We start from the raw sequence: 11,938 nt of genomic DNA, 5'->3' as shown, positions 1-11,938 counted from the left end.
GTGCCTGCATGACGGAGGGGACAGCGGGTGGCGAAGGCGCGCCGCCGGCCTCCGTCGCGGCGCACCGGATGCCTTCGCACGGCATCTCGACGCTTCTGAAGACGCGCCGCGGCACGGATGAGCGCACAGGGGCCGGCAGCAGGGCGCTCCACGGTGGACGCGCAACGGATCCCGCACGGCGGCGCGACCTGCGGCTTCCGATAGCCTCACCGGCGTGACGGAACAGCACGCGCACCAGTTCGAGCGGGGTACGGACGGGCCGAAGCTCATCGTCGTCGGGGTGGACGGCTCCGACTCCTCGATGCGGGCCGCCGCCTATGCCGCCGGCCTGGCCCGGCGGCAGCGCGCGCTGCTCGCGGTCGTGTACGTGCAGCCGGTGATGACGGCGGGGGCGGCGCTCGGGGCGCCGGTCGCCGAGACGACCGACGAGATCGCCGAGGACCTCGTCCAGCAGATCCGCGAGGCCGCCGAGCGGCTCAAGGGGATATTCGAGGTCCGCTGGGAGTTCCACACGTTCCGCGGCGACCCGTACAACGGCCTGGTGAGGGCCGCCGACGAGCTGAAGGCGGACGCCGTGGTCGTGGGCGCCTCCGAGCAGGCCGGCCACCGGATCATCGGCTCGGTCGCCATCCGCCTGCTGAAGGCCGGTCGGTGGCCGGTTACCGTGGTCCCGTAGGGCCACTGCGGCGGGTCGGACACCCGCTCACTCCCCCACTCGTTACGTGGTGTCTTCCGTACCCGGCGCCACTGGGCCATCATGATCCGCCGTCAGCGATTGCCGTCTGCGAAGAGGTGAGGCTCATGGCCGGGCTCCGGATGGGCGAGGGCATCCTCCGCCGCAAACCCATCGAACACATCGAAGAGACGGAAATCGGCGAGGGCACACGGCTCGACCGGTCGCTCGGGCTGTGGCAGCTGACCGCGATCGGCGTGGGCGGCATCATCGGCGCGGGCATCTTCACCCTCGCCGGCACGGTGGCCAACGGCACGGCCGGCCCGGCGGTGCTCGTCTCCTTCCTCATCGCCGGTGTCGCCAGTGCCGCGGCCGCACTGTCGTATGCCGAGTTCGCGGGCCTCATCCCGAAGGCGGGTTCCGCCTACACCTACGGCTACGCCGTGCTCGGCGAGTTCGCGGGCTGGTTCATCGGCTGGGACCTGCTGCTGGAGTACACGGCGATCGTGGCGGTGGTCGCGATCGGCATCTCCGGCTACTTCAGCTTCCTGATCGGCGACATGGGCGCCCAGCTGCCGGCGTGGATGCTGGGGGCGCCCGGGACCGGCACCGGGCACCGGGTCGACCTGTTCGCGGCCGTGCTGTGCCTGATCATCGCGTGGCTGCTGAACCTCGGCATCAGGAACGCGGCCCGCTTCGAGACGGCCGTGGTGGTGCTGAAGGTCCTGGTCGTGCTGCTGGTGATCGGCGTCGGCGTCTTCCACATCACCACCGCGAACTACCACCCGTTCTTCCCGTACGGGATCGGCGGGGCGTTCACCGGTGCGGCCACCGTGTTCTTCGCGGTCTTCGGCTACGACGCCATGTCCACGGCGGCTGAGGAGTCCAAGGACGCCCAGCGACACATGCCGAAGGCGATCCTCTACTCCCTCGCGATCTCGATGGTGCTGTACGTGGCGGCGTGTCTGGTGCTGACCGGCATGCAGAACTACAAGGACATCGACAAGGAGAGCGGCTTCTCGACGGCGTTCAAGTCGGTGGGCCTGAGCGGGCTGGCGGACATCATCGCGGTGGGCGCGATCATCGGCATCCTCACCGTGATGTTCACCTTCATGCTGGGCGTGACCCGGGTGTGGTTCTCCATGTCCCGGGACGGGCTGCTGCCCCGGTGGTTTGCGAAGACCCACCCCACGCGTCACGTGCCGACGCGCGTGACGTGGATCGTCGGGGTGGCGTCGGCCGCCATCGCCGGGTTCCTGCCGATCGCCCAGGCGGCCGAACTGACCAACATCGGCATCCTGCTGGCGTTCGTGGTGGTGTGCGCGGCGGTGATCGTGCTGCGCTACCGGCAGCCGGAGCTGCCGCGCACCTTCCGCACCCCGTGGATGCCGTTCGTGCCGGCGCTGGGTGTGGTCTTCTCGATCTGGCTGATCACGTTCCTGCAGTGGCAGACCTGGGTGCGGTTCGCCGTGTGGTTCGTGATCGGCTGCGTGATCTACTTCGGGTACTCGTACAAGCGGTCGGTGCTGGCGCAGCGTCAGTCCGGGCCGGCGCCGCGTTAGAGGGTGCGGAGGAAGTCCTCGAGGATCCGGTTGAAGGCCTCCGGCTTCTCCAGGTTCGGGTAGTGCCCGACGCCCTCGATCGTCACGGAACGGCCGTTCGGCGCCGACTGGACGACCCGTTCCGCCATCCCGACGCTGTCGGAGGCGTCGAGGGCGCCGTGGACGGCCAGCACGGGGACGTCGATCTTCGGCAGCCGGGCCCAGGTGTCGGTGACGGGCACGAGCCAGTCCCTCTCATCGGGGGTGTGCTTGGACAGCGTGTGCGCGCACATCTCCCGCACCCGTCGTACGAGGTCCGGGTCGACCTCGTCGACGGTGCGGTGCGGACCTGCGAGGTTCTGTGCGAACGCGTCGAGCCAGCCGTCGACGTCGCCGGCGCCCAGGAGGCGGGCGCCCTCGGCCGCGCGGTTCAGGGTCCATGGGTCGGTGAACTCGAACTCGCTGGTCCCGGCACCGCTGACGACCAGCGCGCGCACCAGTTCGGGGTGTTCCAGTGCGGTGTCGGTGGCGACGGCTGCGCCCATGCACACGCCGACGAGGACGACGGGCCCGACGCCGAGGTGGCGCAGCAGGGCGGCGAGGTCGTCGGACCACCGGAACGGCTTGCTCGCGTTGGCGGACCAGCCGTGGCCGCGTACGTCGGGTGCGATCACCCGGTACCGGGAGGCGAGGGCCGGTAGCTGGTCGTCGAAGACGCGGTGGTCCGCCCACCCGGAGTGCAGCAGGACCAAGGGGTTCCCGGTGCCCGTGTCGCGGTAGGCGAGGTCGCCGTCGTCAGACGCGAAGCAGCTCAGCTCCGAAGCAACTGTCATGACAACCAAGGTGTCATCTTCTCCAGAGTTTGGCAACCAAGGTGTCATGATGGCGGGGTGAACGACATCGACCAGCCCCTCCCCCCTGACGAGCTCGGCCACCGCCTCAGCGAGGTGTTCGACCTGGTGGGCCCGCTGTACCGGCGCGCCACGCGCAAGGTGGAACAGGCCGAGCCCGTCGAGGGCGTGTCCGCCGGCGTCCGCGCCGTCCTCAACCTGCTGCGCCAGAACGGTCCGATGACGGTCCCGCAGATGGGCCGGGCCCAGGCGCTGAGCCGGCAGTTCGTGCAACGCATGGTCAACGACGCCGCGGCCCGCGGCTGGGTCGAGACCGTGCCGAACCCCGCGCACCAGCGGTCCTCGCTGATCCGGCTCACCGAGGAGGGCCGGTCGACCATCGCCCACGTCCTCGGCCGCGAGCACCATCTGATGCGCCAGGTCGGCGGCGGCCTGACGGACGCCGACGTACGCACCTGCGTGCGGGTCCTCACGGAGATGGTGAGGACCTTCGACCACGTCGACGTGGACTGACCCGCGTCACCGCCCCATCACCAGCCCGTCCTTCGCCGCACCCCGGCTGAGGACCACGTTGCGGATCCGGTCGCGCACGCCCTGCAGGTCGGCGCCCTGGGCGATGGCCTCGCTGATGTTCACCACCCGGCCCGCGTCGATGTCGAACAGCTCCGGGACGAACTCGGCCCGGACCACCTCCCAGCGTCCCCCCGGGCGCGCGGGCGGGGCGAAGGTGAAGCGGGCCAGGGTGCTCTGGTTGCCGCGCGGGTCCTGGACGCCGTGGTCGTTGGTCATCCGGCCGGCGATCTGGTCGCCCATCCCGTAGACCACCCAGGTGCCGTTGACCTTCTCGTAGGCCTGCGGGACGTGGGCGTGCGTGCCGAGGATCAGGTCGACGTCCGGGCGGCCGCCCGTGCGGGAGGCGGTGAGCCGCCGGGCCAGGATGGCCTGCTGCCGGTCGGGCGCGTCCTGCCACTGCGTGCCCCAGTGCAGGGACACCACGACCACGTCGGCGCCCGCCTGCCGGGCGGCCCGGGCGCCGGCGAGGATCCGGTCCTCGTCGATCGGGCCGACGGCCCACGGCTGCCCCGGCGGGAGGGGCCGGTTCGAGCCGTAGGTGCAGGCGAGGTGGGCGACCAGTGCCGGGCCCGCGCGCAGGAACGTGACGCTGCGCGCCTCGGCCTCGGTGCGCGCCGCCCCGGCGTGCCGCACACCCACGCGGTCGAGGGCGTCCAGGGTGCGCCGGATCCCCGCGGCACCGTCGTCGAGGGTGTGCTCGGAGGCGGTGGAGCAGCCGTCGTAGCCGGTCGCGGCGAGGCCCGGCGCCACCTCGGGCGGGGACTTGAAAAGGGGAGCGCCGGTGTAGGCGCCGTTCACGCCGTAGACGGTTCCCATGTGACACAGCGCCAGGTCGGCGCGGGCGACGACGGGCTCGACGCCCGCGAGCATCGGCCGGAAGTCGTGGCCGGCGCCACCGGCGTCGAAGGCGGCCCGGTCGTTGATCGAAGCGTCCGGCAGGACGTCGCCGGAGGCGACGAGCGTGAAACCGCCGGAGGCCGTCCGGGACGGCAGCGACGGCGCCGGACGCCCGGCAGGAGCCTGGTGCTCCCGGTACTGGGCCTGGCAGGCGGCGGCCGCGGCCAGGAGGGCCGTCACGACCAAGGCCACCTGCCGTCTGCGTGCGATCATCAGTTCACCCCACTGCGGTCGTATGGACAGACAATGGGTACGAATCTGCGGGCCTCCGCAAACGGCATCGGCACCCCCGTTAACCCGTCCGGTGTGCCGGAAGGGGCTGACGGACCGTTCGTCGAACCGTTCACCGACGCGATCGACCGTCCGCCGCACAGCCGTGCGCGTGCCCTGTCCCCGCACCGCACCCTGCGCTGCCATACGGCCATGACGGCCGGAACCACCCTCCCGCACCGGACGACGACCGCCGAGCACGAGCTCGCCGCGCTGCAGCGCGAGCACGGCCGGCCGCTGTTCGCACTGCTGCTGCGCCTCTGCGACGGCGACCGGCAGCGCGCCGAGGACCTGCTGCAGGAGACACTCGTCCGCGCCTGGCAGCACCCCGAGGCGCTGCGCGCCGACGCCTTCGACTCCGTACGGCCCTGGCTGCTGACCGTCGCCCGCCGGCTCGCCATCGACGCGCGCCGGGCCCGGCAGGCACGGCCGCCGGAGGTCGGGGACGCGGTGCTGGAGAACGCGCGGATGATCGCCGATCACGCCGAGCGGGCCGCCGCGATGCTGGATGTGCGTGAGGCTGTGAAGACACTCACTCCGGAACACCGTGAAGTCCTGGTGCTGGTGTATTTCCAGGGGGCGAGTGTGGCTGAGGCTGCCGAAACCCTCGGGATTCCGCCCGGTACGGTGAAATCCCGCGCGTACTACGCGCTGCGCGCCCTGCGCCGGGTACTACCGGGATACGCAGCCGACCTGCGGTGAAACCGACCCTTGAGTCAAACCTCCGTAAAGCGCCTTGCTGTGGACCACCGTTGAGTAATCGGCTGTCCTCATCCGTGTTCCGGACTGGGGGCCCAGGGTCGGGCAACGCGCACGCACCGGAGGAAGGCAGGAAGGGATGCTGCACAGAGGTCACGAGAGCACGGACGGCACCGGCGGCGATGAACTGGCCGTCCCGATGGCGTGGTTGTACGCCGAGTACATCGCCGACGAGTTGCTGCGAACCGGCGATCTGATGCCGCCGACGTCCTTCGAGTTCCGCGCCGGGCGGGACGCGCTGGCGCTGACCATCTTTCTCTCCGACACCGGCGGCGAGCTCTCCGGCATCCGGGTGGTCTCCCAGCTGGAGACCTGGCTGTCGCTGACGGCGTACGACCAGCCGTGGCAGGACTGGGTGCGCGAGCGCATGGCCGACCTCGCGGCCGACGTGCACGCCTCCGGGGTGCCCTCGCCGGACCTGGCGCTGGCCGAGGCGGCCTGGCGCTGGCTGGAGGAGACCGAGCTGCTCGCGCCCGACCTGGACGCGGTGCCGGGCGGCGCGGCGGTGGTCGGCGAGGACGAGGGACCGAAGGTGTGGACGCCGGCCTGGCAGCTCGGACTGCCCCTCGGACATCTCGCCATCCATCTTTTTTAGATTCGGACCAATCCGCGGGCCGGACCGCTCCGAATCTCTTGGTTGCGATTCTGTGCGTGGCTTGAGTGATTCGGCTGTCTGGTGCGTACGGGTGGGAGCAAGGAGTAACCCCACCCACACACATCGGCACGAGGATTCGGCATGAGGTCCCTGGAAAGGCATCGCGACGCCGGCGCGTACGCGCTCGGCGTGCTGGACGAGGCGGACGCCTTCCGCTTCGAGGACCACCTCATGGAGTGCCCTCGCTGCGCGGCGCACGTCACCGAGTTCGGTCCCACCACACGGCAGTTGATGCTGTACCGGCGGGCCACGCCGCGCTTCGTGCACCCCATGGCCCAGCCCGGCCCCCGGCTGCTGGAGCGGCTGGTCGGCGAGGTGACCCGCCGACACCGGGCCGGACGCCGGCGCCTTCTGTACGGCCTGGCCGCCTCGGTGGTGTTCGCCGTCGCCGGGCCCGGGATCGCCGCCATGGCCGGACACGGGGGGAATGCCGTGCAGGTCGCGGCCACCGACGCGAAGACGGGCGTGTGGGCGCAGGTCAGGGTCGAGAAGGTGGACTGGGGCAGCGAGGTGGAGCTGAAGGTCAAGGACGGGGCCGGTCCCCGTTCCTGCCGGCTGGTCGTCGTGGGCCGCGACGGCTCGCAGCAGACGGTGACCAGTTGGACCGTTCCCTCACACGACGCCCGGCCGAACACCATGTCGGGCGGGGCGGCGATGCATCCGGACGAGATCGCCCGCTTCGAGGTGCTGACGGCGGACGGGCAGCATCTGGTGACGCTCGACTCCACCTGAGCGACGGCTACTTGAGCAGCCTGGACAGCCTGCGGTCCGCGAGGGGCTTGCCGCCCGTCTGGCAGGTCGGGCAGTACTGCAGCGAGGAGTCGCTGAAGGAGACCTCGCGGATGGTGTCGCCGCACACCGGGCAGGGCTCGCCGGTGCGGCCGTGCACCCTCAGTCCGCTCTTCGTCTCCGCCTTCAGCCGTCCGGCGGCCAGGCCCCGGGAGCGCTCGACCGCCTCCGTCAGCGTGGTGCGCAGCGCCTCGTGGAGTCTTCGGGTCTCCTCCGGTGACAGGGAGGCGGCCAGCTTGAACGGGGACATCTTCGCCGCGTGCAGGATCTCGTCGCTGTAGGCGTTGCCCACGCCCGCGATCAGGCTCTGGTCGCGCAGCGCGCCCTTGATCCGGCGCCGCTCCCCCGCGAGCAGCTGCGCGAACCGTGTCTCGTCGAAGTCGTCGGCCAGCGGGTCGGGGCCGAGGCGGGCCACGCCCGGCACCTCCTGCGGATCCCGTACGACGTACACGGCGAGCCGCTTCTGGGTGCCCGCCTCGGTGAGGTCGAAGCCCGCACCGGTCTCCAGGGCGACGCGGAGGGCCAGCGGTCCCTTGCCGGGGCGGGGTGGCCCGTCCGGCAGCCGGTCCTTCCACTGCAACCAGCCCGCGCGGGCCAGGTGCGTCACGAGGTGCAGGCCGCCGTCCGTCTCCAGGTCGAGGAACTTGCCGTGTCGGCGCACCGCCGTGACCTCCTGCCCCTCGACGGCGGTGACGGGAGGGTCGTACGTCTTCAGGACGCTGATCGCGACGGGCAGCACGCGTACGACCTCGTGGCCGACCAGGTGGTCGGCCAGGAAGCCCTTGAGCGCTTCGACCTCGGGCAGTTCCGGCATACGTCCAGAGTGCCATCCGGCACCGACGGCGCCACGCGCCGCTCACGCCACGCCGGCCGCGAAGTCCCCTCAGCCCCGCTCCGGCACCACGAACTCGCACCACAGGCACTTACCGCCGCCCCGCGCGTCCACACCCCACACGTCGGTGAGCCGGTCGACGAGCATCAGCCCCCGTCCGGAGAGGCCCGACTCCCCCGGCTCGAGGCGGCGCGGCAGGGCGCTGGAGGTGTCCTCCACCTCGACCCGAAGCCGCCGGTCGGTGCCGGTGAGGACCCGCAGGGTGACGATCGCGGCGCCCTCGGTGTGCATCAGGGCGTTGGTGATCAGCTCGTCGGCGACCAGTTCGACCTCGTCGCAGCGTTCCCGGGCCCCCCAGGCGCGGACCGCGGCGCGGATCATGTGCCGGGCCTCGGTCAGGGCCTCGGGGTCGCCGGGGGCCACGTGCCGCTGCAGCCGGCCGCAGGGCTGCCGGTCGGCGAGGCCCTTGCGGCGCAGGAGCAGCAGGGCCACGTCGTCGTCGCCGCCGCGTTCCTCGGCCATGTCGATGAGCCGGTCGGCGAGCTCCCGTACGTCGTCGGGACCCGCGGCGATGAGCCCGGTGAGGGTCTGCATGCCTTCGTCGAGGTCGGTGCCGGGCCGTTCGACCAGGCCGTCGGTGCACAGCAGCAGTGTCTGCTCGGGGTCGAGTTCGAGGGCGGCGACCGGATACTCCAGGCTGCCGAACTCGGCGGACAGGCCGAGTGGCAGTCCGCCGTCGACACAGACCCGGTGGCAGGTGCCGTCGCTGTGCCGCACGAGCGGGTCGATGTGGCCGGCCCGTACCACCTGGACCACTCCGGTGGACAGGTCGGCCTCCGCGTACAGGCAGGTCGCGAAGCGGTCGGTGTCGAGTTCGTGCAGGAAGACGGAGGCGCGGGCCATCACGGTGGCGGGGGTGTGGCCCTCGGCGGCGTAGGCGCGCAGCACGATGCGCAGCTGCCCCATGACGGCGGCGGCGTGCGTGTCGTGGCCCTGGACGTCGCCGATGACGGCGCCGACCCGGCCGCCCGGCAGCGGGATCAGGTCGTACCAGTCGCCGCCGATGTCCAGGCCCAGCCGGGCGGAGCGGTAGCGGACGGCGACGTCGGCGCCGGGCACGCTGGGGATGGTGCGCGGCAGCATGGCCTGCTGCAGGCCCTGGGCGAGGTCCTTCTCCTGCTCGTAGAGCATGGCCCGCTGAAGGCTCTGCGCGATGCTGCTGCCGAGGGCGACGAGGACGTTGCGCTCCTCCGGCGAGAAGCCGCGCCGGTCGCTGTAGAGCAGGCCCATGGCGCCGATCGGCCGGGCCTGGGCAACCAACGGCAGGTAGGCGGCCGAGGTGATCTTCAGGTCGGTGATGTGCGGCCACAGGATGGGGAAGCGCTCGGCGAAGTCCTCCGGGGACTCGATGAAGCACGGGCTGAGGGTCCGCACCGCCTCGCTCATCGGATAGGGCTCGTCGATCCGGGTGACACGGGTGCCGGTTACGAAGCTGCCCGCGGGGCCCTCCGCGACCAGCCGGATGCGGCCGGCCTCGACCAGACCGAGGACCAGGCTGGTGGAGCCGAAGAGGGACAGTCCGTGGGTGTCCTTGACGACGTCGATGACGTCCTGGACCGTGCGGGCATGCGCGAGCGCGGCGGTGGTGAGCTGGACGACGTTGGTCTGCTCGCGCCGGGCGGCGTCCTGGGCGGCCCGCTCCTGGCCGCCGGCGCTGTCGCTGAGCTCCTCGGTGGCGTCCCGGAGGATCCCGATGATCCGGCGCGGGCGGCCCGTCTCGTCGCGTCGTATGCAGCCCTGGGTGTGGGTCCAGCGCAGGCTGCCGTCGTGGCGGCGGATGCGGAAGTAGGCGCCGTAGTTCTCGCTGCCGTCCTTGAGGGCCTGGGACACCACGCTGTCGAGCCGATGGGCCTCTGCCGAAGGCACCCGGGGGGCCAGGCTCTCGGGGTGGCCGTCGTACTCGCCGGGGCGCACGTCGAAGATCTCCTGGGCCTGGGCGTCCATGCTGAACAGACCGGTGTCCAGGTCCCAGTCGAAGCTGCCCATGCGGTTGAGCGCCAGGATCGAATCCGGGTGGGCGGGCCAGTCGTCCGGGAGTGACAGGGCGCTCGCTCCCCGTTCAGCCATGGGGCCACCTTGCCAGGATTTACCTGATTCTTCGAGCGGGGGTGCAGGGTCTCCACGGCCCGGTATCGCCGTCTGTTCCGCCGGGAAGCGGCTTGGGTGGTCGCCGCTGAGCCGGGTCGGTGGTCGCCGGGGGTCGGCGGGGTGGTCACCGGCGACGTCGCCTGCGCCGACTGCGGTGTTCGGGTGGCCGGGGGTGGGTAGCCGGGGAGGTGGCCGAGGAGTCCGTGAAGGGAGCGGGCCCCGGTCCGCGACCGGCTCGAGGAAGAGCTCCCCGCTCCGTCCCGTGGCCCTGTCGCCGCCGGGAGCGGGCAGGCCGTGGCGGAGGTTCCGGTGGGTGGCCGCGCCACGCCCTCCCGCTCCGTCCGGGGCAGTTCGCCACTATCTCTGCTTCACTGTCTGCTTCACTCGCTTCGGTAACGCAAGCGGAGCCGACCGATACGGTCGGTGACCGGCCGCTCGGTCACCACCAGGGAGGACTCGGGCACCACGGAGAGGAGCGCACAGCCGTGGGATGGTTCACCGCACCCGACTACTGGCTGAGCCGACTGGTCTTCCAGCGGGCTCTGGCCGCGGTGTATCTCGTCGCATTCCTGACGGCCGCCCTGCAGTTCCGGGCGCTGCTCGGCGAGCGCGGCATGCTGCCGGTCCCCCGCTTCGTCGCGCGGGTGCCGTTCAGACAGGCGCCGAGCCTGTTCCACCTGCACTACTCCGACCGCTTCTTCGCGGCCTGCGCGTGGGGCGGATGCGCCGTGTCCGCGGCGCTGATCGCGGGGCTGGACTCGGAACTGCCCCTGTGGGGCGGCATGCTGCTGTGGCTGGTCCCCTGGGCGCTGTATCTGTCGATCGTCAACGTCGGCCAGACCTGGTACAGCTTCGGGTGGGAGTCGCTGCTGCTGGAGACCGGTTTCCTCGCCGTGTTCCTCGGCAACGACGAGGTGGCCCCGCCGATCGTCGTGCTGTTCCTGCTGCGCTGGATCCTCTTCCGTGTCGAGTTCGGCGCGGGCCTGATCAAGCTCCGCGGCGACGCGTGCTGGCGGGAGCTGACCTGCCTGTACTACCACCACGAGACGCAGCCGATGCCGGGCCCGCTGAGCTGGTTCTTCCACCATCTGCCCAAGCCCCTGCACCGGGTGGAGGTGGCCGCCAACCACGTCACGCAACTGGTCGTGCCGTTCCTGCTGTTCACCCCGCACCCGGTCGCCACGGCCGCCGCCGCGCTGATGATCCTCACCCAGCTGTGGCTGGTGCTGTCGGGCAACTTCTCCTGGCTGAACTGGATCACCATCGTGCTGGCGCTGTCGGCGGTGCGCTTCCCGGCGCATCCGCCGTCCGTGCCCGCCGCGCCGCTGTGGTACGAGATCGTGGTCCTCGCCGTGTCCGCGCTCGTCGTGATCCTGAGCTACCACCCCGTGATGAACATGCTCTCCCGGCGGCAGGTCATGAACCGCTCCTTCGACCCGATCCACCTGGTCAACACCTACGGCGCGTTCGGCAGCATCAGCCGTGTCCGCTACGAGGTGGTGATCGAAGGCACCGTCGACGACGTGCCGCACGAGGACGCCGACTGGCGGGAGTACGAGTTCAAGGGCAAGCCCGGCGATCCGCGGTACTGGCCGCGCCAGTTCGCGCCCTACCATCTGCGGCTGGACTGGCTGATGTGGTTCGCCGCGCTGTCCCCCGCGTACGCAGGCGCCTGGTTCGGCGCCCTGGTGGAACGGCTCCTGGAGAACGACCGGGACACCCTCAAACTCCTGCGCCGCTCCCCCTTCCCACCCGACGAGCCACCGCGCTACGTCCGCGCCCGTCTCTTCCGCTACCGCTACACGACCTGGCGCGAACTGCGCGAGACGGGCGCCTGCTGGGACCGCACGTATGTGCGCGAGTACCTGCCGCCGAGCCGGCTGGCAGCGGTGGCCGAAAGGTCGTGAACGGCTCCGAACGGCTCACTGTCGGACCGGCCCGATACGGTCG

Annotated in this window: 11 protein-coding genes; 7 read left to right on the top strand and 4 right to left on the bottom strand. The window is 71.3% G+C overall.

The genetic code is table 11. The features are described from left to right. The first annotated feature begins 214 nt into the window (after positions 1–214). Positions 215–676 carry a universal stress protein gene (locus ABZV31_RS11580; protein WP_355891409.1) on the top strand — a complete coding sequence of 154 codons (462 nt, stop codon included), beginning with the start codon at positions 215–217 and terminating at the stop codon, positions 674–676. A gap of 125 nt (positions 677–801) precedes the next feature. Then, positions 802–2,235, top strand: a complete 1,434-nt coding sequence (locus ABZV31_RS11575; protein ID WP_355891406.1) for an amino acid permease — start codon at positions 802–804, stop codon at positions 2,233–2,235. Here the strand turns inward: ABZV31_RS11575 and ABZV31_RS11570 are convergent. Beyond that, on the bottom strand, positions 2,232–3,047 hold the full coding sequence (locus tag ABZV31_RS11570; RefSeq protein ID WP_355891403.1) for an alpha/beta hydrolase: 816 nt from the start codon (positions 3,045–3,047) through the stop codon (positions 2,232–2,234). The two genes, ABZV31_RS11575 and ABZV31_RS11570, sit on opposite strands and share 4 nt — an antisense overlap. A gap of 57 nt (positions 3,048–3,104) precedes the next feature. Here ABZV31_RS11570 and ABZV31_RS11565 point away from each other — a divergent pair, with 57 nt between their 5' ends. Next, positions 3,105–3,578: a MarR family transcriptional regulator gene (locus ABZV31_RS11565; protein ID WP_355891400.1), complete on the top strand. Its 474-nt coding sequence runs from the start codon at positions 3,105–3,107 to the stop codon at positions 3,576–3,578. A gap of 6 nt (positions 3,579–3,584) precedes the next feature. On the opposite strand, the gene ABZV31_RS11560 is transcribed toward ABZV31_RS11565, so the two are convergent. Next, positions 3,585–4,748, bottom strand: coding sequence for a CapA family protein (locus ABZV31_RS11560; protein ID WP_355891397.1), 1,164 nt, complete (start codon positions 4,746–4,748; stop codon positions 3,585–3,587). A 210-nt stretch (positions 4,749–4,958) separates the two neighbouring features. Here ABZV31_RS11560 and ABZV31_RS11555 point away from each other — a divergent pair, with 210 nt between their 5' ends. From ABZV31_RS11555 to ABZV31_RS11545, 3 genes are all read left to right on the top strand, one after another. Further along, positions 4,959–5,507, top strand: a complete 549-nt coding sequence (locus tag ABZV31_RS11555) for a sigma-70 family RNA polymerase sigma factor (protein WP_355891849.1) — start codon at positions 4,959–4,961, stop codon at positions 5,505–5,507. A gap of 136 nt (positions 5,508–5,643) precedes the next feature. Then, the gene (locus tag ABZV31_RS11550; protein ID WP_355891394.1) at positions 5,644–6,159 is read left to right on the top strand and encodes a hypothetical protein; all 516 of its coding nucleotides are present in this window, start codon (positions 5,644–5,646) and stop codon (positions 6,157–6,159) included. A 141-nt stretch (positions 6,160–6,300) separates the two neighbouring features. Further along, positions 6,301–6,951, top strand: coding sequence for a zf-HC2 domain-containing protein (locus ABZV31_RS11545; protein WP_355891391.1), 651 nt, complete (start codon positions 6,301–6,303; stop codon positions 6,949–6,951). A gap of 7 nt (positions 6,952–6,958) precedes the next feature. Here ABZV31_RS11545 and ABZV31_RS11540 read toward each other — a convergent pair whose 3' ends face one another. Both ABZV31_RS11540 and ABZV31_RS11535 read right to left on the bottom strand, forming a co-directional pair. Further along, entirely contained in the window at positions 6,959–7,822 is an 864-nt protein-coding gene (locus ABZV31_RS11540) for a DNA-formamidopyrimidine glycosylase family protein (protein WP_355891388.1), read from the bottom strand. Positions 7,823–7,891: 69 nt separating this feature from the next. After that, a complete protein-coding gene (locus ABZV31_RS11535) occupies positions 7,892–9,967 on the bottom strand; it encodes a SpoIIE family protein phosphatase (protein ID WP_355891385.1) in 2,076 nt (691 codons plus the stop codon). A gap of 506 nt (positions 9,968–10,473) precedes the next feature. Between ABZV31_RS11535 and ABZV31_RS11530 the strand changes: the two genes are divergently transcribed. Next, entirely contained in the window at positions 10,474–11,895 is a 1,422-nt protein-coding gene (locus ABZV31_RS11530; protein WP_355891382.1) for a lipase maturation factor family protein, read from the top strand. Positions 11,896–11,938: the final 43 nt, after the last annotated feature.

Origin of the sequence: Streptomyces sp. NPDC005202, assembly GCF_040608235.1 — a bacterium.
Taxonomy (GTDB): Bacteria; Actinomycetota; Actinomycetes; order Streptomycetales; family Streptomycetaceae; genus Streptomyces.
This window is presented reverse-complemented; position numbering and strand designations above follow the sequence as displayed.

Excerpts from the sequence above, each read along its gene's own strand:
- ABZV31_RS11540 (WP_355891388.1), bottom strand. The coding sequence starts at position 7,822 with ATGCCGGAACTGCCCGAGGTCGAAGCGCTCAAGGGCTTCCTGGCCGAC.
- ABZV31_RS11550 (WP_355891394.1), top strand. The coding sequence starts at position 5,644 with ATGCTGCACAGAGGTCACGAGAGCACGGACGGCACCGGCGGCGATGAA.
- ABZV31_RS11535 (WP_355891385.1), bottom strand. The coding sequence starts at position 9,967 with ATGGCTGAACGGGGAGCGAGCGCCCTGTCACTCCCGGACGACTGGCCC.
- ABZV31_RS11575 (WP_355891406.1), top strand. The coding sequence starts at position 802 with ATGGCCGGGCTCCGGATGGGCGAGGGCATCCTCCGCCGCAAACCCATC.
- ABZV31_RS11560 (WP_355891397.1), bottom strand. The coding sequence starts at position 4,748 with ATGATCGCACGCAGACGGCAGGTGGCCTTGGTCGTGACGGCCCTCCTG.
- ABZV31_RS11555 (WP_355891849.1), top strand. The coding sequence starts at position 4,959 with ATGACGGCCGGAACCACCCTCCCGCACCGGACGACGACCGCCGAGCAC.
- ABZV31_RS11545 (WP_355891391.1), top strand. The coding sequence starts at position 6,301 with ATGAGGTCCCTGGAAAGGCATCGCGACGCCGGCGCGTACGCGCTCGGC.
- ABZV31_RS11570 (WP_355891403.1), bottom strand. The coding sequence starts at position 3,047 with ATGACAGTTGCTTCGGAGCTGAGCTGCTTCGCGTCTGACGACGGCGAC.